20 protein-coding genes are annotated in these 20,537 nt (G+C 67.0%); 8 read left to right on the top strand and 12 right to left on the bottom strand.

Features of this window, described 5'->3' with window-relative positions:
* The first annotated feature begins 330 nt into the window (after nt 1-330).
* Nucleotides 331-1,665, top strand: coding sequence for a glutamate/aspartate:proton symporter GltP (gene gltP / locus HMPREF2716_RS11250; protein WP_003096956.1), 1,335 nt, complete (start codon nt 331-333; stop codon nt 1,663-1,665).
* Nucleotides 1,666-1,769: 104 nt separating this feature from the next.
* Complete coding sequence (locus tag HMPREF2716_RS11245) at nt 1,770-2,999, top strand: nucleoside recognition domain-containing protein (protein ID WP_003096953.1); 1,230 nt, start codon at nt 1,770-1,772, stop codon at nt 2,997-2,999.
* A gap of 18 nt (nt 3,000-3,017) precedes the next feature.
* Here HMPREF2716_RS11245 and HMPREF2716_RS11240 read toward each other — a convergent pair whose 3' ends face one another.
* Nucleotides 3,018-4,058, bottom strand: coding sequence for a DUF5924 family protein (locus HMPREF2716_RS11240; protein ID WP_070621893.1), 1,041 nt, complete (start codon nt 4,056-4,058; stop codon nt 3,018-3,020).
* 373 nt (nt 4,059-4,431) lie between these two features.
* Between HMPREF2716_RS11240 and HMPREF2716_RS11235 the strand changes: the two genes are divergently transcribed.
* Nucleotides 4,432-5,721: an MFS transporter gene (locus HMPREF2716_RS11235; RefSeq protein WP_003096941.1), complete on the top strand. Its 1,290-nt coding sequence runs from the start codon at nt 4,432-4,434 to the stop codon at nt 5,719-5,721.
* A gap of 142 nt (nt 5,722-5,863) precedes the next feature.
* Nucleotides 5,864-6,424, top strand: a complete 561-nt coding sequence (locus HMPREF2716_RS11230; protein WP_003096934.1) for a GNAT family N-acetyltransferase — start codon at nt 5,864-5,866, stop codon at nt 6,422-6,424.
* A 5-nt stretch (nt 6,425-6,429) separates the two neighbouring features.
* On the opposite strand, the gene HMPREF2716_RS11225 is transcribed toward HMPREF2716_RS11230, so the two are convergent.
* Both HMPREF2716_RS11225 and HMPREF2716_RS11220 read right to left on the bottom strand, forming a co-directional pair.
* A complete protein-coding gene (locus HMPREF2716_RS11225) occupies nt 6,430-7,803 on the bottom strand; it encodes a M16 family metallopeptidase (protein WP_003102849.1) in 1,374 nt (457 codons plus the stop codon).
* 68 nt (nt 7,804-7,871) lie between these two features.
* Complete coding sequence (locus tag HMPREF2716_RS11220; protein WP_003096931.1) at nt 7,872-9,620, bottom strand: Na/Pi cotransporter family protein; 1,749 nt, start codon at nt 9,618-9,620, stop codon at nt 7,872-7,874.
* A 353-nt stretch (nt 9,621-9,973) separates the two neighbouring features.
* Here HMPREF2716_RS11220 and HMPREF2716_RS11215 point away from each other — a divergent pair, with 353 nt between their 5' ends.
* From HMPREF2716_RS11215 to prfH, 3 genes are all read left to right on the top strand, one after another.
* Nucleotides 9,974-10,774 (top strand): substrate-binding periplasmic protein, encoded by an 801-nt coding sequence (locus HMPREF2716_RS11215; RefSeq protein WP_003121370.1) that lies wholly within the window; start codon nt 9,974-9,976, stop codon nt 10,772-10,774.
* A 367-nt stretch (nt 10,775-11,141) separates the two neighbouring features.
* Complete coding sequence (locus tag HMPREF2716_RS11210; RefSeq protein ID WP_003121369.1) at nt 11,142-12,281, top strand: RNA ligase RtcB family protein; 1,140 nt, start codon at nt 11,142-11,144, stop codon at nt 12,279-12,281.
* Nucleotides 12,278-12,892, top strand: coding sequence for a peptide chain release factor H (prfH, locus tag HMPREF2716_RS11205; RefSeq protein WP_003114116.1), 615 nt, complete (start codon nt 12,278-12,280; stop codon nt 12,890-12,892). The genes HMPREF2716_RS11210 and prfH overlap by 4 nt, the downstream gene beginning before the upstream one ends.
* Before the next feature lie 5 nt (nt 12,893-12,897).
* Here the strand turns inward: prfH and HMPREF2716_RS11200 are convergent, their stop codons facing one another.
* The 4 genes from HMPREF2716_RS11200 to HMPREF2716_RS11185 form a co-directional block, all read right to left on the bottom strand.
* Nucleotides 12,898-13,662 (bottom strand): TerC family protein, encoded by a 765-nt coding sequence (locus tag HMPREF2716_RS11200; RefSeq protein ID WP_003096920.1) that lies wholly within the window; start codon nt 13,660-13,662, stop codon nt 12,898-12,900.
* Nucleotides 13,663-13,682: 20 nt separating this feature from the next.
* The gene (locus tag HMPREF2716_RS11195) at nt 13,683-14,987 is read right to left on the bottom strand and encodes a CitMHS family transporter (protein ID WP_003096918.1); all 1,305 of its coding nucleotides are present in this window, start codon (nt 14,985-14,987) and stop codon (nt 13,683-13,685) included.
* A gap of 279 nt (nt 14,988-15,266) precedes the next feature.
* Nucleotides 15,267-15,629: a DUF2388 domain-containing protein gene (locus HMPREF2716_RS11190; protein ID WP_003102543.1), complete on the bottom strand. Its 363-nt coding sequence runs from the start codon at nt 15,627-15,629 to the stop codon at nt 15,267-15,269.
* Entirely contained in the window at nt 15,626-16,570 is a 945-nt protein-coding gene (locus tag HMPREF2716_RS11185; RefSeq protein WP_003096914.1) for an AEC family transporter, read from the bottom strand. Before HMPREF2716_RS11185 ends, HMPREF2716_RS11190 begins: the two co-directional genes overlap by 4 nt.
* 67 nt (nt 16,571-16,637) lie before the next feature.
* Between HMPREF2716_RS11185 and HMPREF2716_RS11180 the strand changes: the two genes are divergently transcribed.
* On the top strand, nt 16,638-17,057 hold the full coding sequence (locus tag HMPREF2716_RS11180) for a GFA family protein (RefSeq protein WP_023518219.1): 420 nt from the start codon (nt 16,638-16,640) through the stop codon (nt 17,055-17,057).
* Nucleotides 17,058-17,164: 107 nt separating this feature from the next.
* Here the strand turns inward: HMPREF2716_RS11180 and HMPREF2716_RS11175 are convergent, their stop codons facing one another.
* From HMPREF2716_RS11175 to HMPREF2716_RS11155, 5 genes are all read right to left on the bottom strand, one after another.
* The gene (locus HMPREF2716_RS11175) at nt 17,165-19,123 is read right to left on the bottom strand and encodes a DUF7844 domain-containing protein (protein ID WP_023518218.1); all 1,959 of its coding nucleotides are present in this window, start codon (nt 19,121-19,123) and stop codon (nt 17,165-17,167) included.
* The gene (locus HMPREF2716_RS11170; RefSeq protein ID WP_003114112.1) at nt 19,120-19,440 is read right to left on the bottom strand and encodes a DUF2388 domain-containing protein; all 321 of its coding nucleotides are present in this window, start codon (nt 19,438-19,440) and stop codon (nt 19,120-19,122) included. Before HMPREF2716_RS11170 ends, HMPREF2716_RS11175 begins: the two co-directional genes overlap by 4 nt.
* A 43-nt stretch (nt 19,441-19,483) precedes the next feature.
* Nucleotides 19,484-19,777 (bottom strand): DUF2388 domain-containing protein, encoded by a 294-nt coding sequence (locus HMPREF2716_RS11165; protein WP_003110362.1) that lies wholly within the window; start codon nt 19,775-19,777, stop codon nt 19,484-19,486.
* A 124-nt stretch (nt 19,778-19,901) separates the two neighbouring features.
* Nucleotides 19,902-20,219: a DUF2388 domain-containing protein gene (locus HMPREF2716_RS11160; RefSeq protein ID WP_003096907.1), complete on the bottom strand. Its 318-nt coding sequence runs from the start codon at nt 20,217-20,219 to the stop codon at nt 19,902-19,904.
* A gap of 95 nt (nt 20,220-20,314) precedes the next feature.
* On the bottom strand, nt 20,315-20,527 hold the full coding sequence (locus tag HMPREF2716_RS11155; protein ID WP_003096905.1) for a DUF1127 domain-containing protein: 213 nt from the start codon (nt 20,525-20,527) through the stop codon (nt 20,315-20,317).
* Nucleotides 20,528-20,537 lie beyond the last annotated feature (10 nt).

Genomic DNA, 20,537 nt, shown 5'->3' with positions numbered 1-20,537 from the left:
CGGCGATGGCGTGCCGGACGGCGTTGCGTGTCCTGCGACCATCCATCGCAGCGATGATGAGCGACTTTCAACTTCCCAGGATGGGCACGAGGCTCCCGGGCCTTGCACGGAGTGCCTTCCGCTCCCTGTTCTTGTACGAAAATCAAGGGCAATCTCCTGTGGGACGGACGTTTCATTAGTGATTTCTCATGCCGATTCGGCATGGGGCAGTCACTTACGGCATTAGACGGGGTAGGGGAGCGCATGAATCATTGCGCCCTTTCGCCTGTCGGGAGCGACTCTCCCGTTGGAGCGACTCCCGACTTCCACAAGAATTAAGGGTGACGAAACATGGGTAAAGCCAAGCTAAGCCTCGCCTGGCAGATCGTGATCGGTCTGGCACTCGGTATCGCCGTCGGCGCAGTGCTCAACCATTTCAGCGCCGAAAAGGCCTGGTGGATCGCCAACGTGCTGCAACCGGCCGGCGACATCTTCATCCGTCTGATCAAGATGATCGTGGTGCCGATCGTGATTTCCTCGCTGGTGGTCGGCATCGCCGGCGTCGGCGACGCGAAGAAGCTTGGCCGCATCGGCCTGAAGACCATCATCTACTTCGAGATCGTCACCACCGTCGCCATCGTCGTCGGCCTGCTGCTGGCCAACCTGTTCCAGCCCGGCACCGGCATCGACATGAGCACCCTGGGTACCGTGGACATTTCCCAGTACCAGAAGACCACCCAGGAAGTGCAGCATGACCATGCGTTCATCGCGACCATCCTCAACCTGATTCCCTCCAACGTCTTCGCCGCCATCGCCCGTGGCGAGATGCTGCCGATCATCTTCTTCTCGGTGATGTTCGGCCTCGGCCTGTCGAGCCTGCCCAACGACCTGCGCGAGCCGCTGGTGAAGGTGTTCCAGGGCGTTTCCGAGACCATGTTCAAGGTCACCCACATGATCATGAAGTACGCCCCTATCGGTGTCTTCGCCCTGATCGCGGTGACCGTCGCCAACTTCGGCTTCGCCTCGCTGCTGCCGCTGGCCAAGCTGGTGATCCTGGTCTACGTGGCCATCGTCTTCTTCGCCCTGGTGGTGCTGGGCCTGATCGCGCGGATGTTCGGCTTCTCGATCATGCGCCTGATCCGCATCTTCAAGGACGACCTGGTCCTAGCCTATTCCACCGCCAGCTCGGAAACCGTGCTGCCGCGCATCATCGAGAAAATGGAAGCCTACGGCGCGCCGAAGGCGATCAGCAGCTTCGTGGTGCCCACCGGCTACTCCTTCAACCTCGATGGCTCGACCCTGTACCAGAGCATCGCGGCGATCTTCATCGCGCAGCTCTACGGCATCGACCTGTCCATCGGCCAGCAGATCATGCTGGTGCTGACCCTGATGGTGACCTCCAAGGGTATCGCCGGCGTGCCGGGCGTGTCTTTCGTGGTGCTGCTCGCCACCCTGGGCAGCGTCGGCATCCCGCTCGAGGGCCTGGCCTTCATCGCCGGCGTGGACCGCATCATGGACATGGCGCGCACCGCCCTCAACGTGATCGGCAATGCCCTCGCGGTGCTGGTCATCTCCAAGTGGGAAGGCATGTACGACGCGGCCAAGGGCCAGCGCTACTGGGATTCGCTGCCGCACCTGCGGCAGGCGGTCGGCGAAGCCAAGGGCAAGCAGGCCACCCTCGAATAAGGCGGCTTCCCGCCCAGGAGGCCCCGGCATCGTCCGGGGCCTCGGCGTTTCTGGCGCCGGCACCGCCTGCGCCGCTATCATCCGCGCAACGCGGGGGATTCTGAATGCTGAACGGCTTGTGGTTGGGTTTTTTCCTGGTGGCGGCGGCGAGTGCGCTGGCGCGCTGGTTGATCGGCGGCGATGCGACGGTGTTCGCGGCGATGGTGGAGAGCCTGTTCGCCATGGCCAAGCTGGCGGTCGAGGTGATGGTCCTGCTGTTCGGCACCCTGACGCTCTGGCTCGGCTTCCTGCGCATCGCCGAGAAGGCCGGGCTGGTGGAGCGCCTGGCGGTGCTGCTCGGACCGCTGTTCCGCCGGCTGATGCCGGAAGTGCCGCCGGGGCATCCGGCGATCGGCCTGATCACCCTGAACTTCGCCGCCAATGGCCTGGGTCTGGACAACGCCGCCACGCCGATCGGCCTGAAGGCGATGAAGGCGTTGCAGGAGCTCAATCCCAGCAGCACCACCGCGAGCAATGCGCAGATCCTCTTCCTGGTGCTCAACGCCTCGTCCCTGACCCTGCTGCCGGTGACTATCTTCATGTACCGCGCGCAGCAGGGCGCGGCCGATCCGACCCTGGTATTCCTGCCGATCCTCCTGGCCACCAGCGCCTCGACCCTGGCCGGCCTGTTGTCGGTGGCGCTGATGCAGCGCCTGCGCTTGTGGGACCCGGTGGTGCTGGCCTACTTGATCCCCGGCGCGTTGCTGCTGGCCGGTTTCATGGCGGTGCTCGGCACGCTCTCGGCCACCGCGCTGGCGCAGCTGTCCTCGCTGCTGGGCAACCTGACGCTGTTCAGCCTGATCGTGCTGTTCCTGATCGTCGGCGCGCTGAAGAAGGTGCCGGTCTACGAGAGCTTCGTGGAGGGGGCGAAGGAAGGTTTCGACGTCGCCAGGAACCTGTTGCCCTACCTGGTCGCGATGCTTTGCGCGGTTGGCGTGCTGCGCGCCTCCGGGGCGCTGGAAGTGGTACTCGGCGGGATACGCTGGGCGGTCGAGGGGCTGGGCTGGGACAGCCGCTTCGTCGAGGCGCTGCCCACCGCGCTGGTCAAGCCGTTCTCCGGCAGCGCGGCGCGGGCGATGCTGCTGGAGACCATGCAGACCCACGGCGTCGACAGTTTCCCGGCGCTGGTCGCCGCCACCGTGCAGGGCAGTACCGAGACCACCTTCTACGTGCTCGCCGTCTATTTCGGCTCGGTCGGCCTGCAGCGCGCGCGCCATGCGGTGGGCTGCGCGCTGACCGCGGACCTGGCCGGGGTCATCGCCTCCATCGGCGTGTGCTACTGGTTCTTCGCCTGAGGTCGCCAGGCTTCGACGTCACTGGGTGACGTCGAAGCGCAGGGTGCCGATCATCTGTCCGGCCTCGGTGAGTACCTTCCCCTGCCAGTGGCCGACCGGGTCGCCGGGGAAGTTCTGCTTGTGGGTCCAGGCCCGGTAGCCCTCCTTGCGGCCGCCGTGGATATCCAGGGCGATGCGGTCGAACTCCTTCCCGTTGAACATCCACACGTGATAGATGCGCTCGTCGAGGCCGCGCGGCGCGTTGATCGCGGTATAGGCGAACAGGCCCTGGCTGCGCAACTGGCTGGCGCCGACCTGCTCCAGGCTGTCGCCGGGCGTGCGGCTCTGGTCGTCGAACTGGCTGCTCACCGCCACTTCGGTCAGCCACAGGGTGGCCGGCGGTACCCAGGTGCGGCCGAACCATCCGGCCAGGCCCACCGCCAGGGTCAGGCCGAGAAGCAGGAAGCCGCGCCACCAGTGCTGTAGCGGGAAGGTCACGAGCAGGCTGGGGAAGGACAGCACGACGGCGATGCCCAGCGACAACCGGTAGCTTTCCGGGGTGGTCAGGTGCAGCAGGATCGGCAGCGAGGTCAGCAACACCGCGAACAGGGTCAGGGTGTGGTAGGCGAGGAACACCCAGCGACGCCTGGACAGCCAGCGATAGTAGAGCGGATCGGTGATGGAGATCAGTGCCGCGGCGGCCAGCGTCCCTGTGAACAGCGCCTGGCCGCTGTTCCAGGTGGTGGTGATGAGAAAGAACGGGAGGACGAAGAACAGGCTTTCCTGGTGGATCAGTTGGGTCGCGTAGCGCAGCAGCGGCGCCGGGATCTCCCAGCCGAAGCGGCGGGCGAAGGTCTCCCGCAGGAGGTTCTCGAGGATCAACCAGACCCAACTGACCAGCATGATGATCGCCAGCACCTGGGCGAAGCCCTTCTGCCGGTCGACCATGATGAAACTGAACACGCCCGAACAGAAGCCGAACAGGGCGATGGTGCGCGGATAGCGGGCCATCAGGCCGCCGACCAGGGCGATCAGTTGCTCCAGGCGGGCCTTGAGGATGGGGCGTTGTTGGTTGGGCATGGGGACCAGCGGGTTCTCGATCGGAGCTGCTCGGCCAGCCGGCCGGGGCGCGCAGCATAACCCCGGCCGGGTTTCCTGGGTATGAACGAAGGACAGCTGCCGCGTGGCGAATGTTTCCTTCGCCCGACAGAGGCTCCGCTCTCCTTTCTGGAGGTCGACCAGGGAAAAAGGCGTCGCTTTCCCGACCGATGGTCGCGAAGCTTTCGACAGCCTTTCAAACCCCTTCAATTCGCACCTTTCGGGCAATTTTAGATTGTTCGACAGGAGTTTTTACACATATGGTTACAACTCGGTCGATGGATGACGTACCCGCCTGCGTGGCCATCGACGCCGCCATGGACCGCTTCCCCGTGTCTGCCTGAGTGTGTGTCCCATGGCCTCTAATAAATCCAAAGGTGTCGCCATTTTCCGTGTGGTCAGTGGCAACTTCCTCGAGATGTACGACTTCATGGTGTATGGCTTCTACGCCACCGCCATCGCCAAGACCTTCTTCCCCGGCGACAACCCGTTCGCCTCCCTGATGCTGTCCCTCGCCACCTTTGGCGCCGGCTTCCTGATGCGGCCGCTGGGTGCGGTGTTCCTGGGCGCCTACATCGATCGCCACGGCCGCCGCCAGGGCCTGATCATCACCCTCGGCCTGATGGCCATGGGGACCCTGCTGATCGCCTTCGTTCCCGGCTATGCCACGCTGGGCGTGGCGGCGCCGTTGCTGGTGCTGTTCGGCCGGCTCCTGCAGGGTTTTTCCGCCGGCGTCGAGCTGGGAGGGGTTTCGGTCTACCTGTCGGAGATCGCCACGCCAGGACGCAAAGGCTTCTTCGTCAGTTGGCAGTCGGCCAGCCAGCAGGTCGCGGTGGTCTTCGCCGGCCTGCTCGGCGTGCTCCTCAACCAGTGGCTGAGCCCGCAGGACATGGGCGAATGGGGCTGGCGCGTGCCGTTCTTCATCGGCTGCCTGATCGTTCCGGCGCTGTTCGTCATCCGTCGCTCGCTGGAGGAAACGCCGGAGTTCGAGGCGCGCACCCACCGACCGTCGCTGTCGCAGGTGCTGCGCTCCATCGGGCAGAACTTCGGCGTAGTGCTGGCCGGTACCGCGATGGTGGTGATGACCACCGTATCGTTCTACCTGATCACCGCCTACACGCCGACCTTCGGCAAGAACGAACTGCAACTGTCGGACCTCGACAGCCTGCTGGTGACCATGTGCATCGGCCTGTCCAACTTCATCTGGCTGCCGGTGATGGGCGCGTTCTCCGACCGCATCGGGCGCAAGCCATTGTTGCTGGGTGCCTCCGCGCTGGCACTGCTGACCGCCTACCCGGCGCTGTCCTGGCTGGTCCGCGAGCCGAGTTTCGCCGGCCTGCTCGGCGTCGAGTTGTGGCTGTCGTTCCTCTACAGCAGCTACAACGGCGCGATGGTGGTGGCGTTGACCGAGGTGATGCCGGCGGACGTGCGCACTACCGGTTTCTCCCTCGCCTACAGCCTGGCTACGGCGACCTTCGGTGGTTTCACCCCGGCGGTCTGCACCTGGCTGATCCACACCCTGGACAACCGCGCGGCCCCGGGCATCTGGCTCAGTGGCGCGGCGCTGCTGGGGCTGCTCGCCACCCTGGTGCTGTTCCGCCGGCGCGGCAAGGAGATCGCCGAGGCCGAGCTGGCCAACGCCTGAGGCGTTTCGCCGCATGCCGTGCGTCGGCTCCCGCCGGGGCTGCGGCGGCGGCGTTGATGTCGATCAACCGGAGCTGCGCCAAACCGCGTAGACAGGAAGGAAGTGGTTGTACCGACTTCCTTCCCTTCCTGGAGATCGCATCATGTCCAATGTACAAAATGCCAGCCGGTCTTCCGCGTTCGCGGCGGTAGAGGGCGACCATTGGGTCGAGTCCCTCGACGATGGCCGCCACGTGCTGATCCGTCCCCTGCGCGAGGAGGACCGGGAGCGCGAACGCCAGTTCATCAACCGGCTGTCCCCGGCGACCCGCCACTTCCGCTTCCTCGGCGAGATCAAGGAAGCCAGCCCGGCGCTGCTCGATCAACTGATGGACATCGACTACCAGCAGAGCATGGCCTTCGTTGCCCTGGTGCACGAGGACGGTGAGCTGCGCGAGGTCGGTATCAGCCGCTACGCCGCCTGCTGCGAGGAAGGGCAGTGCGAATGCGCGGTAACCATCGCCGACGACTACCAGGGTCTGGGCCTCGACGCCGTGCTGATGCGCCATCTGATCGACGTGGCGCGGCGCAACGGCTTCCGCCAGATGTATTCGGTGGACTCGGCGGCCAACCGGGCGATGCGCGACCTTTGTTGCGCACTGGGCTTCGTCGGCCAGCGCGACCCGGACGACTCGACCCAGGTCATCCACCGCCTGGCCCTGTAGCCCGGTCAGGCGCGCCGGCGGCGCAGGCCGAACCAGAGCAGGCCGCTGGCCAGGAGACCGGCGGCGAGCAGCAATGGGTAGAGCATGTCGTCGTCGAATAGCGGCTTTTCGATGCGCAGGTAGCCTTCGCCGTCGAACAGCCGCTTCGCCAGCGCGTTCGCCTGTTGCAGGCTGACCTTCGCCAGGCGGCGCTCCTCATTGGGGAAATGGCCGTCCTCGTAGTCGGCCAGCGAGCCCCAGTAATAGTCCGCCAGCGCCGCGTTGCCCTGGGTGCTCCAGGCCAGCCTGGCGCGCTCGGCGAATTGCACCCGCTTGAAACGCCCCGGGTCCAGGCCATGCTGGCGGATGCCGTCGAGCAACTCGCGCAGGGCGGCCTCGGTGGCGGGTAGGTCGCTGCGCTCGACATCCGCGTCGAGGCTGAAGAAGCCCTGGTTGGCGAACACCTGGCGATCGGTCGATGGCCCGTAGGTGAGTCCGCGACGCACACGCAGGTCGGCGTACAGCGCGTCGTTCATATAGGCCTGGAGCAGGACCATGGCGTCCGGGGCGGCGTCGTCCGGCTCCGGATAGATCCAGTGCAGCATCGCACCCTCGCCGAATGGCCGGGTGATCAGGGTGCGCCTGGCCTCGGCATGCCCGTTGGCCGCCGGCAGCTCGCGGCGCTCGGGGAGCTCGTGGTCTTCCAAGGTGCCGAAGGTCCGGGTCAGATAGGCCGGCAGGCGCGGATCGAGGTCACCGACCAGGATCAGGGTCATGTTGCCCGGTACGTACCAGTCGCTGCGCAGCCGCTCCAGCTGCTCCGCGCCAAGCGGCGCCAGCGGCGCGCGCTGGGAGCAGGCCAGGCCCAGTTCCACCGCCAGTTGGTCCATGGCGCCACGGCCCAGGTTCTCGCGGTCGAGCCAGCGCTGCAGGTGCGAGTAATGGCCGCCGCCTTCGCGCTCGATCACTCGCTTGGCGGCGGCGATGCGCGGCTCGTCCAGTTCGGTGCGGGTGATGGTGTCCAGCAGCAGGTCGAGGACCTGCCGCTGGGTGGCGGCAGGTGCCTCGATGACGAAGGTGGTGTCGCCTTCGCTGGTGTAGGCGTTCCATTGTCCGCCGAGGGCCTGCATGCGGGCTTCCAGGTCGGCCTCGTCGCCGCCGTCCAGGCCGCTGAAGAAAAGGTGCTCGAGCAGGTGCGGCAGCTGCTTTTCACGGCACGAGAAGTCGGCGAAACCGACCCCCACCACCAGCCGGATCGAGACGTGCCGGTGCTGCTCGGTGGGCTTGAGCAGCACGCCCATGCCGTTTTCCAGCTGGAAGGCTTCGACCTCGCTGCGCTGGTCGGCGTACGACCAGGGGCAGAGCAGGCAGAACAGCAGCAGGGTGGACAACGAACGCATGGGCCGAGCCTGGAACTGAAAATACCGAGAATAGCGGATGCTTCATGACGAACCTACCCGCAGAACGGCTAATGTCGCGAACGGCGCGTTTCCGCTCGCTCCTCGGCGAGCGCTGGCTCGGCCAGCGGCGCCGAGGTCATGTCGTCGACTTCGTCGGCCCAGTCGTCCTCGTCCCGCCGAGTGCCCTCGTCGGCCGCGCTGCTCGGCGCGTCTGGATTGTCCAGCACAGCGTAGGCGATGGCGCAGAACAGCGAGTTGAGACGCTTCATGTCGCTGATCAGGTCCAGGTGCAGCGAGCTGGTCTCGATGCTCTGTACCACCTGCTGGTGCAGGCGGTCGACATGGGCATGGGCGTAGCGCCGTTCCTGCAGACGGAAGCGCTGCTTGGCCCGGCGCAGGCGCTTGGCGCTGTCGAGGTCGCCGTTGAGGAACACCGAGAGACCCAGGCGCAGGTTGGAGACCAACTGCTGGTACAAGGTGCCGATCTCTTCCAGGCCGGTGTCGGAGAACGAGCGGCTGCGCGAGGTCTTCTTGTCCTGCACGGCGGCGAGCATGTGCTCGATGATGTCGCCGGCCTGCTCCAGGTTGATCGCCAGCTCGATGATCTCCGCCCAGCGCCGGCTGTCGCGTTCGGACAGGTCCTCGCGCGGCATCCTTGCCAGATACAGCTTGATCGCGGTGTAGAGGGCGTCGACGTCGTCGTCGAGCTTGCGGATGTCCTTGCCGAGCAGCGGATCGCCGCCGCGGATGATCTGCATCAGATTGTTCAGCATCTGCTCGACGGTGTCGCCCATGCGCAGGGTCTCGCGCACCGCGTTGGCCAGCGCCAGGCTCGGCGTGTCGAGGGCGGCGGGGTCGAGATGGCGCGGCCGGGCGACGTCGTCGGGAAGGGCACGGTCGGGCATCACACGGGTGCAGAAGCTGGCCATGGCGTTGGTCAGCGGCAGGCAGGCGAGGCAGCGCGCGGCGTTGTAGAGCACGTGGAAGGCGATCACCAGTTCGGCTGTGCTGAACTGCCAGTGATCCATCCAGTCCGCCAGCGGCCCCACCAGGGGCAGCACCAGCAGGCAGCCGGCGACCTTGAACAACAGGCTGCCGAGGGCCACCCGGCGACCGGCGGCGTTTTGCGCGGTGGCGCTGAGCATGGCCAGGATGCCGCTGCCGAGGTTGGCGCCGACCACCAGGCACAGCGCGACTTTCAGCGAGATCACCTTGGACGCGGCGAGGGTCGCGGTAAGCAGCACGGCGGCCAGGCTGGAATAGGAAATCATGGCGAACAACGCGCCGGTCAGCGCGTCGAGCATGATGTCGCCGGTCAGGCTGGAGAACAGTACCTTGACGCCCTTGGCTTGGGTCATCGGCTCGGCGGCGGCGACGATCAGCTGGAGCGCCAGGATGATCAGGCCGAGGCCGATGAATACCCGGCCGAGCTGGCCGAGGCGGGTCTGTTTGCGGCTGAGGAAGAAAATCACGCCGAAGAAGATCAGCAATGGCGAAAGCCACGACAGGTCGAGGGTCAGCACCCGCGCCATCAGCGCGGTGCCGACATCGGCGCCGAGCATGATCGCCAGGGCCGGCGCCAGTGCCATCAGGCCCTGGGCGACGAAGGAGGTGGCCAGCAGGGCGGTGGCGTTGCTGCTTTGCACCAGGGCGGTGACGCCGATGCCGGCGGCGAACGCCAGCGGGCGTTTTTCCACGCTGCGACTGAGGATGCGCCGCAGGTCGGCGCCGTAGACCCGGAGGATTCCGGTGCGGACGATATGCGTGCCCCACACCAGCAGGGCGACGGCAGAGAGCAGGTCGAGCAGTTTCAGCATGGCGTGGCCCCCCTGGCACTACGACGAATGGCCAACCTCGCGCCAGGTTCCGCGTGCGTTGCGCCGCGGAGCCCGGACAACGGCGCCAACGGCCACGATGGAAAGGCAGCGTTCAGGCGAGTTGTAACACGAACGTCATATTTGGACAGGCGCCCCCCGCGGGAGTTCGTCTCGGCAGCCCGAGCGGCAGGGCGCCTACCCTTCATTCAAGCGTGCGCGCCGGGAAAGGGCGAAGATTTTTTCGCCTTCCGTTCGATGCATGCGTTTGCGCCACAGGCCATGGAATTAGCCGACAGGAAGGGTATCCTTTGCACCTTTTAAAAAGCCCCGGTCTAGAGGGATACAGAGGAGTGGTGCGGATGCGATTTTCGGGGATCAGTGGCTGCCTCTCGGCAGCGGTGTTGGCGCTCGGGGTAGGGGGAGCGCCGGTGGTTCAGGCCGATGCGCTGGGCGATAGCCTGGAGCAGGCGCACATCCGCAAGGCGACCTTCGCCGCGCCGGCCTGGGAAGGCTATACCAACGCCGACGGCAGCGGTCTGTACTGGGACCTGCTGAAGCAGGTCTATGCGCCCTACGGGCTCGACGTGAAATTCATCAACATGCCCTGGAACCGCGCCAACAAGCTGATGACCGCGGGCTCCATGGTCGATGGCGTGCCGGGCGAGATCCCCGGCGTTGAGGGCAAGCTGTACGCCCAGTTGCCGATCGACATCGAGTACCACGGCGTGATGCATGCGGCGAAGACGCCGTTCTCCGGCCGCGCCAGCCTCACCGGCAAGCGCGTCGGCTGGCGCCACAGCTACAACCTGATCCCCGCGGAGCAGCGCGACTTCACCCTGGTCGAGTGCGTCCGCCCCGAGCGTTGCACCGAGCAGGTCCAGAACGGCGAGCTGGATTTCTTCCTCGACGAGCCGGACGAACTGGAAAAGCAGCGCAGCGAAGCGCATCTGCCGGCCGACGCCTACCCGATCGCGCAACTGCCGCCCGGCAAGGAGTCCTTCATGACCTTCGCCGACAGCGCCAGCGGCCGGCTCCTGCGCGAGGTCTATGACGCGCGGGTACGGCAGATGGCGGCGTCCGGCGAGCTGCGGGCGCTCTACCAGCGCTGGAACAGCGAGGTGCCCGGCGCCGTGCAGGCTCTTTCGGCGCAGTGATGCGCCGCTCATTTCCATCGCGAAGCCTTTCCGGGGCTTGCGCGGTGGGAATGAAACGCCTAGGATTCGCCCTTCATTTCCCCCACTTACGCACCGCAAAGGAGGTTACATCGATGATTCAGTTCTCTACCCTTTGCAGGCTGCGCCTGGCCTAACGGCCACCGAAACCTACCGCTCGACCCCCTGCACCGCTGAACGATTCCCGCCCTTGCGTCCGCGCAAGCTTCCGGCGAGAGGTCATCGGCTGCCGCGGTCACCGCTCCCCAGGTTTTCACTTCTCCGTTAGACGCCCTTCGCCCTTCCGCGAGTGCCCGCTCGGCTTCGGTCTGCCCCCCGGATCTACCGTTTCAATCACATGGATTGGATTATGGGCAACTACATCAAGCCTTTGTCCGCGGGCGTCGCACTGATCGCCTCGGACAGCACCTGGATCGAAGGCAAGGCGATCCAGCAACTGCAAACCACCGCCGAGCTGGACGGCATGTGCCGCGTCGTCGGTCTCCCGGACCTGCATCCCGGCCGCGGCTATCCGGTCGGCGCGGCGTTCTTCTCCGTCGGTCGCTTCTATCCGGCGCTGGTCGGCAACGACATCGGCTGTGGCATGGCCCTGTGGGAAACCGGCCTGGCCCCCGGCAAGCTGTCGGCGGACAAACTGGAAAAGCGCCTGGGCAATCTCGACCTGCCGCTGGACGAGACCTGGAGCGACTGCATCGAAGCCCTGGATCTACCGGCCCGCGAGCACTGGCGCGCGCTCGGCACGATCGGTGGCGGCAACCACTTCGCCGAGCTACAGCAGGTCGAGACCGTGTTCGACCAGGCCGCCCTGCACGCCCTCGGCCTCGATGCTGGCCGCCTGCAACTGCTGGTGCACAGTGGCTCGCGCGGTCTCGGCCAGGCGATCCTGCAAGAGCAGGTCAGCCTGCATGGCCACGCCGGCCTGCTCGACGGCAGCCTGGAAGCTTCCGCCTACCTGGCGCGCCACGCCGATGCGCTGCGCTTCGCCGAGGGTAACCGCCAGCTCATCGCCCGGCGCATTCTCGAACGCTTGCGCTGCGACGGCCTGGAACTGCTCGACATCAACCACAACCTGGTGGCGCCGGCACAGGTCGATGGCGTCGACGGCTGGCTGCACCGCAAGGGCGCCACCCCGGCCGACCAGGGCGTGCTGGTGATCCCCGGCTCGCGCGGCGACTACAGCTACCTGGTGGAGCCTGTGCCGAGCGCGCAGAGCCTGTTCTCCCTGGCCCACGGCGCCGGTCGCAAATGGCAGCGCGGCGAGTGTCGGGAGCGTCTGGCGGCGCGCTTCAGCGTCGACCAGTTGGGCCGTACGCGCCTTGGCAGCAGGGTGATCTGTGGCGACCGCCAACTGATCTACGAGGAAGCGCCGGAAGCCTACAAGGGTATCGACTCGGTGGTCGGCGCGCTGCTCGAAGCCGGCCTGCTGCGCCTGGTCGCCCGCCTGAAGCCGGTGCTGACCTACAAGACCCGTGGGGAGTGCTGCCGATGATCCTGCTGCAACTCTCCGCGGCCCAGGGGCCGGCGGAATGCTGCCTGGCGGTGGCGAAGGCGTTCGAGCGGCTGTGCCTCGAGGCGGCGCAAGCCGGCGTCGAGGTCGAGGTAATCGAGGAGGTGGCCGGCGAGCGTCCGCGCACCTGGCGTTCGCTGCTCCTGGGGCTGCGCGGCACTGCCGCCGAAGCGCTCGCCGAGCGCTGGTGCGGCGGTATCCAGTGGATCTGCCCCAGCCCCTACCGGGCAAGGCATGCGCGCAAGAACTGGTTCATCGGCGCGGAGCGCTTCGCCGCGCCGCCGGCCAGTCTGGAGGGCGAGATCCGTTTCGAGACCCTGCGCTCTTCCGGCCCCGGCGGCCAGCATGTCAACACCACCGACTCGGCGGTGCGCGCCACCCACCTGGCCAGCGGCATCAGCGTCAGGGTGCAGAGCCAGCGTAGCCAGCACGCCAACAAACGCCTGGCGATCCTGCTGATCGCCCGGCGCCTCGCGGACCAGGCGAGCAGCGCGGCCGACGCGCTGCGCGCGGAGCGCCGCCGGGCCCACGGTCGGATCAGTCGCGGCGCGGCTCGCCGGGTATTCCGCGGCGAGCGTTTCGAGCCGGCCTGAGCGGCTCAGTCGCCGAGCACTTCCTTGCGCAGCTTCACTGGCTCTTCGCCCCGCTTGCGCGCGGCAGCGCCGCGCATGCGGATGTTCAGCGCCTCCACGGCCAGGGAGAAGGCCATGGCGAAGTAGACGTAGCCCTTCGGCACATGGACTTCGAAGGCTTCGGCGATCAGCACCGTGCCGACCACGATGAGGAACGACAGGGCGAGCATCTTCAGCGACGGGTGCTTGTCGATGAAGTCGCTGATGGCGCCGGCGCAGAGCATCATCACCAGTACCGCGACGATGATCGCCGCGACCATCACCGGCACGTGGGAGACCATGCCGACGGCGGTGATCACCGAGTCCAGGGAAAAGACGATGTCGATGATCGCGATCTGGATGATGGTGCCGATGAAGCCGCCCGCCGACCCCTTCGGTTCATCGCCGCTTTCTTCCTCGCCTTCCAGGCCCTGGTAGATCTCCGAGCTGCTTTTCCAGAGCAGGAACAGGCCGCCGAAGAACAGGATCAGGTCGCGTCCGGAGATGCCCTGGCCGAACAGGTGGAAGAGGTCGGCGGTCAGGCGCATGACCCAGGTGATCGACAGCAACAGCAGGATCCGCGTCACCATCGCCAGGGCCAGGCCGAAGAAGCGGGTGCGTGGCTGCAGGTGCTTCGGCATGCGCCCGACCAGGATCGAGATCATGATGATGTTGTCGATGCCGAGGACGATCTCCAGGGCGGTCAGGGTGAAGAACGCAATCCAGATTTCCGGGCTGGTCAGCCATTCCATGAAGCGGTCACTCGTCTCGGTCAGTTACTGAACAGGGGGAACAGGCCCAGCAGCAGGGCCATGGCGAGGATTGCCAGGCACACCAGCACGGCCCATTTCAGGGTGAAGCGCTGGTGGTCGCCGAAGTCGATCTTGGCCAGCCCCACCAGCAGGTAGGTGGAGGGCACCAGCGGGCTGAGCAGGTGCACCGGCTGGCCGACGATCGAGGCGCGGGCCATTTCCACCGGGGTGATGCCGTATTCGGCGGCGGCCTGGGTGAGGATCGGCAGGACGCCGTAGTAGAAGGCGTCGTTGGACATGAAGAAGGTGAACGGCATGCTCACCAGCGCGGTGATGGTCGCCAGGTATGGGCCCAGCGCCGGCGGGATCACCGCCAGCAGGCTCTTGGACATGGCGTCGACCATCCCGGTGCCGGAGAGGATGCCGGTGAACACCCCGGCGGCGAAGATCAGCGAGACCACTGCGAGAATGTTCTCGGCGTGTGCGCCGATGCGCTTCTTCTGCTCCTGGATGCACGGGTAGTTGACGATCATGGCGATGCCGAAGGCGATCATGAACAGCACCGGCATCGGCAGCAGGCCGGCGATCAGGGTCGCCATCAGGACCACGGTGAGAATAGCGTTGAACCACAGCAGCTTGGGCCGGCGCGCCTCCGGATACTGCGACACGCTGATCTCCGCCAGGTCCTCATGGTCGGTGGGCAGGTGCAGCTCGCCGAGACGGGCGCGCTCGCGCTTGCCGTAGATCCAGGCGATGGCGAAGATCGCCAGCAGCCCGGCGATCATCGCCGGGATCATCGGCACGAAGATATCCGCCGGGTCGACGTGCAGGGCACTCGCCGCGCGGGCGGTGGGGCCACCCCAGGGGGTCATGTTGAGCACGCCGCTGGAGAGCATGATCAGGCAGGCCATCACCAGCGGGCTCATGCCCAGGCGGCTGTACAACGGCAGTACGGCGGCCACGCAGATCATGTAGGTGGTCGAGCCGTCGCCGTCGAGGGAGACGATCATCGCCAGCGCCGCGGTGCCCAGCGAGACCTTCAGCGGGTCGCCCTTGACCAGCCGGAGGATCTTGCGCACCGCCGGGTCGAACAGCCCGGAGTCGATCATGATGGCGAAGTAGAGGATCGCGAACATCAGCATCACGCCGGTCGGCGCCAGGGTGCGGATGCCGTCGAGCATCATCGGGCCGAGGCCGGCGGCGAAACCGCCGATCAGGGCGAAGGCGATCGGGACCAGGATCAGCGCGATCAGCGCGGACAGGCGCTTGGTCATGATCAGGAACATGAAGGTCGCCACCATGGCGAAGGCGAGCAGGGTCAGCATGGGTTCACTCCGGGGAAGACGGCGGACGGGCGTGCGGCGTGCGGTCAGCAGGCGGCGGGCGGGTGGCGTCGCGCGGACGGAGTGCGGCTGTAGGCGTGTGCGGAACGGGGCATGGCAATCACCATTGTTGTTTTTGTACGGGTAAGCGGGCGTCTCGTGGGCGCGCCGTCGTGTCCGGTCTTCTGCCGGTGGTGGGCGGATGCTACGGCGGGAAGCTTTCAGGCAGCTTTCGCTGGATAACGGCGGGAAACGTGCGGGTAATTTCGGATATATGGTCGATCAGGGCTGCCGCGCGAGGAGCGCCGCGGCCAGTTGCAGGTCGCTGTACCCGGCGTATTCCGGGGCTTGGCGCAGGACCTGCAAGGCTGCCTGGAGGTACGCGCCACGGATCGCACCGTCGCTGGCGACGAAGCTGGCGGCGTCGTCCCGCGCCTGGACGAGCTTGTCGCCCTCGTCAGCGCTGGACTCCTGTGCGCTGACGGTGCTGCCGATGAACGGGCCGACGGTGGTGACGGCCGCCCAGAAGAAGGTGGCGGCGCCGGGTTCGTCGTCGAATTCGGGAAACACCTTGATGAAACCGAAGGCCGGTTGGCAGAGCAGGCAGAGCGCCGTGAGGGCGGCGGCGACGCGTCCTGTCGTCATGGGCTTCCTTGCAGCACGAGGAGTACGCCGACCAGAGTGGCGCCGGAAAGCAGCGTTTGCAAGGTAATGATGCCCGCCATCAGGTGGCCGTCGCCGCCCAGTTGGCGGGTCAGCACATAGGCGGTGGGCGCCGTCGGCAGGGCGAAGAACAGTACCAGCACGGCGCTTTCCATGCTCGGCAGGCCCAGCCCGCGAGCGATGGCGAAGGCCAGCAGGGGCATCGCCAGCAGCCGCGCCGCGCAGTTCCAGCCAAGGGCCGCGACTTCGCCGCCGAGTTCCTGGGGTTTCAGCGCCGCGCCGACGCACAGCAGGCCCAGCGGCAGGCTGGCCACCGCCAGCAGGTTGAGCAGGCGATCGCTGCCGCCGGGCAGGCCGACGCCGGCCAGGTTGACCAGTGCGCCGGCGAGGCAGGCGAGGATCAGCGGGTTCTTCAGGATCGGCAGCAGCAGCGCGCGCAGGCTGATGCCGCGCTCGGCGGTCAGCGCCCAGACCGACATCACGTTCACCGTCGGCACCATCAGCGCCAGCATCAGCGCGGCCAGGGTCAGGCCCGGCTTGCCGTACAGGCTGCCGACCGCGGCCAGGCCGAGATAGGTGTTGAAGCGCAATACGCCCTGGGCGATGGCGCCGAAGCGCCCGGCGTCCCAGCCGCGCCAGCGCTTGCAGAGCAGCAGGGCGAGCCAGGCGACGCCGAGCCCGAGCAGTACGGCCAGGGCCTGGCGGGCCAGGCCGGGGTCGTCCAGCGGCGCGGTCGCCAGGTTGCTGAACAGCAGCGCGGGAAACAGGATGAAGTAGTTCAGGCGTTCTGCGGCAGGCCAGAAGGCTTCGCCGGGAAAGTCCCAGCGGCGCAGGGCGTAACCGCCGACGATGAGGGCGAACAGCGGCCAGAGGGAGTAGAGCAGAGCGGTCACGGGCACCCCCGGATAGTGGAATCCGCTCATCTTGCGAGGTGGCTGCGGCACAGGGCAAGTCCGGCTTATGCTGGCACTCCCGCGAGGAGGATTCGCCATGCCCGAGACCCATACCGGCGGTTGCCATTGCGGCTATCTGCGCTACGCCGTCGCCGCGCCGCTGGACGATGTCGCTCACTGCCACTGCTCGATCTGCCGGCGCACCACAGGCGGCATCGTCACCACCTGGGCCACGGTGCCGCGCGGGGCGTTCCGCTGGCTGGCGGGCGAACCGGCGGAATATGCCTCGTCGGCCAGCTGCACGCGCTACTTCTGCCCGCGTTGCGGGGCCAACCTGGCGTTGTTCACCCGGCTCAGCGCCGATACCCTGGACTTCACCGTGGCCAGCCTCGACCATCCCGAGCGCGCCCCCGCCAACCGGCACATCTGGGTCGGCAGCCGCCTGCCATGGCTACACCTCGACCCGCAGTTGCCCGAAGAGGACGAGGAGTTCATCGCCGGAGCGGACGACCCGTGAGCGAAGACCGGAGGTGGCACCTGTAGGGCGAATAACGCAGAGCGTTATCCGCCGTCTGCGAGGCGCTGAAAGAGCGCTCGGGACCATGCGTCCTGCAGGCGCCTCCCTCAGGGCAGCATCAGCCCGCCGGCCGCCTTGTGCAGCTCGCGCAGGTGCGCGCCGACCTCCTTGATGTTGGCCTCGTTGGCTTCCAGCTCGGCGCGGCGCTCGGGATCGAGCAGGGCGCGGACCTCGCGGTCGAGGTCGTCGCTGAGCCGGCGCAGGCGCGCCTGGCGTTCGCGGGTCTGCTCTTCCAGGTGCTTCCACTCGGCGGCCTGCGGCAGGCCGTAGCCGCCCTCCAGGAGTTCCGCCGGACGACTGAGGAAGCCGCTGTCGTCGAGGATCTGCTGGAAGGTCTTGCCGGCCACTTCCAGGCGCTGGTCGCCGGCCGGCTTGTCCAGATGGCCGAGGTACAGGCGCTTCAACTCGTCCTGGGCGAGCAGCAGCTGGCGCCGCAGCGAGGCCTGCTCGAGCAGCAGCAGCGCCGCGCTGGCGCGCAGGTCGGCCTTGGCGAACCAGGGCTGGCGCTCCCTGGCCGGCAGCGCCAGCCAGTCCTCGACCTTGTCCTGGGGAATGTGCAGGCGCTGCTTGAGCACGTCGAACATCGCCTGGTAGCGGTCGCGGAAGGAGTCGAAGCGGTAGCCCAGGCGCAGGGCTTCCTTGGGGTCGTCGAGCACACTGGGATCGGCCAGCTTGCGGTTCTCCAGCATCTCGAGCACGCCGTAGGGGGTGATGCTGTCCAGGCTTTGCAGCGGTCGCCGGGGGATGCCGCTGCGCAGCAGCTTGAGGGTTTCCACCGCGCAATTGTTGGAGATGAAGTAGTACTGGCCGTCGTAGCTCCAGTGACTCTGCGCGGCGCGCTCGACCAGGCTGGCGACCTCCTCGCGGTCCAGCTTCAGCGGCACCGAGGCGAGGCTGCGCAGCTCGACCTTGGTGTATTCCTCGATCACCTGCGACAGCGGCAGGACGAACAGGCGCGACGGATAGGCGCCGGTCAGGCCGTCCCAGCTGGACAATTGCAGGTCGCCGACGAAGGCGCGGTAGGACAGCACCAGATGCTGGTCGAGGTCCAGCCGGCAGTCCGGCCCACGCGGCCGGCCGGGGGCGCAGATCACCAGGCGGAGCATGGTGTGGCCCCAGCGGCTGACCAGGTTGTCGTTGGCCTCGGCCAGCAGGTAGTCGACCTCGTAGACCCGCTCGGGGTCGAGCTGGCCCAGCGGCTGCTGGCCGAAGTCGCGGCCGGCGTTGAGGTAGGCGAAGCTCTGCGCACAGGCACTGTGTTCCGGCGCCCAGCCGAAGCGTTGCTGGTAGTAGCGGTAGAGCGCCGGGCGGCGGCAGGCGTAGCTGGGATCGAGGAGGAAGTACTCCATGTTCACCGCGACGAACTCGCGCGGATTGCTCAGCTCGTAGATGTCCGGGCTGCGCAGTACGAAGCCATTGTGCGCCTCGCGCCGCCCGCGCTGGCCGGCGCGCTGCGGCCAGCCGGCGAGATCGAGCAGGCGCGGGTCGTCGGAGAGCGTGAAGCGGCGACCGCTCTGCCCGCGGCAATCGGTGGGCTGGGCGATCCGGCCGAGGGTTTCTTCCTGGCGCGTGCAGCGGCGGATCTCGCGTTTTTCCTCCGCCGACCACAGGCGCGCGCGATCGTAGACGTGGGTCAGCTCGTGCAGCAGGGTCGCCAGCAGCTCGCGCCGCTCGGTGCCGTGCACGCGCCCGGTCTGGCGGCTGGCGGCGCTGCCGTCGGTGAGATCGGCCAGGTACTTGCGGTTCAGCGCGATGCGCTGCGGGCCACGGGCCTGGCCCATGCCGTTGGCGGGCAGGTCGTCGCGCCACTCGACCTCGACCTCGCGGTCCAGGCGTTCGCGGAAGGCCGGCGGCAGCTTGTCCGCGGCTTCGTCCAACAGTTGTTGGCTGGCCTCGCGCTGCGCAGGGTCCAGCCCAGGCGCGTCGAGTTTCAGGCGCAGGGCCGCCGTCGCGCTGCCGGCTCCGCAGAGGGCCAGCGCCAGCAGCCAGGCGCAGGCCTTCCTCACAGGGCGAGAATGGCTTCGGCAAGTACCTGGTCGGAGGCTTCCCGGGCTTCCGGCAGACGGCTGCGCAGGGTCCGCATCGCGGCTTCCAGCTGGGCGCCGCGAATGGCGCCGTCGCTGGCGACGAAACTGGCGGCGTCGTCGCGCGCCTCGGTGACCACTTTCATGTCGCGCACGGAAGTGGTGGTGTCGGAAGTGAAGTCGATGCTGCGGTCGAGGGCGCGGACGATGATATTGCTGGTCGCGACCACCGAGCGTGCTTCCGCGGCCGTGGCGCAGAGCGCCAGCAGCAGGGCGGCGAACAGGGGGCTATGACGCATGGAGCTACGGCGCATGGAGGTTCTCCGGAACGGTGGTGATCGCCTATTGGGCAAGAATTGCTTCGGCCAGTTCCTGATCGCTGGCCGCCAGCTCGGGGTGCGCGACACGCAGCCAGCGCAATGCCGCTTCCAGGCGCGCACCGCGGATGCTGCCATCGCTGGCGACGAAACTGGCCGCATCGCCCCGGGCATCGCGTAACAATTTGTTCTCGAACGGCGTGCTGGTCAGCTTGCTGGTGACGTAAAGAGACTTCGCGGTGAACGCCGTCGTGGTATCGAAGGCGTGCGCAGCGGGCGCCAGCAGGCAACAGAAGAACAACGAGAACCGGTAACGCATGGGGTTGAGCGGAATAGGACTGGAACAGCCGCCAAGGCTAACGGAATGTGCGGCGCGGAGCCAGTGTGGCCGGTCGGCCGGGTCATCGCCGCAGCCGGGCGGCTGCGGCGGCGGGGCGGGCGACTCAGATGGTCAGGATCGCCTGGGCCAGTTGCATGTCGTTGGCGGCCAGGCTCGGCAGCTTGCCACGGATGTGGCGCAGTGCGGCTTCCAGGTGCGAGCCGCGGATGTCGCCCTGGCTGGCGACGAAGCTGGCGGCGTCGTCGCGCGCTTCGAGGACGATCTTGTCGTCGCGGAAGGAATTGGTGATGTCCGAAGTGGCATTGGAGGTCATGCCGGTAGCGCGGACCAGGGTATCCGTGGTGACCACGAAGCTGCTGGCGAACGCGCTGGAGGCGCAGGCGAGCAGGGCAGCGGCACCGATCAGGCGCAGACGTTTCATGTGAGTTGCTCCGAACGAAGTCAGCGTAGACGGCCGCATCCGCGCGGCCGTGTCAACGCTGAGACTAACCAACTGTGCGCCACGTCACCAGCGGCTCAGCGCCAGAAAGGTTTCGAAATCTCTACGTAGCGTTCGCTCGGGCTGATCGCCAGGTCGGCGAGGTCGTGTTCGGACATTTGCGCAAGATGCTTGCGCGATCGAGCATTTTGTCGCCAGGAATTCAATTTTTCCAGCAGGGCGGCGAGATGTGGATGGGCGGCCGGGAGACCGCTGGAACTCCCGGCGTGCGGGTGCGGGGATGTCCTCATCGTGCGTTCC

Origin of the sequence: Pseudomonas sp. HMSC076A11 (genome assembly GCF_001810205.1) — a bacterium.
Taxonomy (GTDB): Bacteria; Pseudomonadota; Gammaproteobacteria; order Pseudomonadales; family Pseudomonadaceae; genus Pseudomonas; species Pseudomonas aeruginosa.
The sequence above is the reverse complement of the archived record's forward strand: the minus strand, read 5'-3'. Positions and strand labels throughout refer to the sequence as shown.

Bases quoted from the DNA above. Each gene is read 5' to 3' on its own strand.
- HMPREF2716_RS11160 (WP_003096907.1), bottom strand. From the start codon at position 20,219: ATGAAACGTCTGCGCCTGATCGGTGCCGCTGCCCTGCTCGCCTGCGCC.
- HMPREF2716_RS11235 (WP_003096941.1), top strand. From the start codon at position 4,432: ATGGCCTCTAATAAATCCAAAGGTGTCGCCATTTTCCGTGTGGTCAGT.
- HMPREF2716_RS11225 (WP_003102849.1), bottom strand. From the start codon at position 7,803: ATGCGTTCGTTGTCCACCCTGCTGCTGTTCTGCCTGCTCTGCCCCTGG.
- HMPREF2716_RS11210 (WP_003121369.1), top strand. From the start codon at position 11,142: ATGGGCAACTACATCAAGCCTTTGTCCGCGGGCGTCGCACTGATCGCC.
- HMPREF2716_RS11245 (WP_003096953.1), top strand. From the start codon at position 1,770: ATGCTGAACGGCTTGTGGTTGGGTTTTTTCCTGGTGGCGGCGGCGAGT.
- HMPREF2716_RS11220 (WP_003096931.1), bottom strand. From the start codon at position 9,620: ATGCTGAAACTGCTCGACCTGCTCTCTGCCGTCGCCCTGCTGGTGTGG.
- HMPREF2716_RS11165 (WP_003110362.1), bottom strand. From the start codon at position 19,777: ATGCGTTACCGGTTCTCGTTGTTCTTCTGTTGCCTGCTGGCGCCCGCT.
- HMPREF2716_RS11185 (WP_003096914.1), bottom strand. From the start codon at position 16,570: ATGAGCGGATTCCACTATCCGGGGGTGCCCGTGACCGCTCTGCTCTAC.
- gltP (WP_003096956.1), top strand. From the start codon at position 331: ATGGGTAAAGCCAAGCTAAGCCTCGCCTGGCAGATCGTGATCGGTCTG.
- HMPREF2716_RS11195 (WP_003096918.1), bottom strand. From the start codon at position 14,987: ATGCTGACCCTGCTCGCCTTCGCCATGGTGGCGACCTTCATGTTCCTG.
- HMPREF2716_RS11200 (WP_003096920.1), bottom strand. From the start codon at position 13,662: ATGGAATGGCTGACCAGCCCGGAAATCTGGATTGCGTTCTTCACCCTG.
- prfH (WP_003114116.1), top strand. From the start codon at position 12,278: ATGATCCTGCTGCAACTCTCCGCGGCCCAGGGGCCGGCGGAATGCTGC.
- HMPREF2716_RS11155 (WP_003096905.1), bottom strand. From the start codon at position 20,527: ATGAGGACATCCCCGCACCCGCACGCCGGGAGTTCCAGCGGTCTCCCG.
- HMPREF2716_RS11170 (WP_003114112.1), bottom strand. From the start codon at position 19,440: ATGCGTCATAGCCCCCTGTTCGCCGCCCTGCTGCTGGCGCTCTGCGCC.
- HMPREF2716_RS11180 (WP_023518219.1), top strand. From the start codon at position 16,638: ATGCCCGAGACCCATACCGGCGGTTGCCATTGCGGCTATCTGCGCTAC.
- HMPREF2716_RS11240 (WP_070621893.1), bottom strand. From the start codon at position 4,058: ATGCCCAACCAACAACGCCCCATCCTCAAGGCCCGCCTGGAGCAACTG.
- HMPREF2716_RS11190 (WP_003102543.1), bottom strand. From the start codon at position 15,629: ATGACGACAGGACGCGTCGCCGCCGCCCTCACGGCGCTCTGCCTGCTC.
- HMPREF2716_RS11230 (WP_003096934.1), top strand. From the start codon at position 5,864: ATGTCCAATGTACAAAATGCCAGCCGGTCTTCCGCGTTCGCGGCGGTA.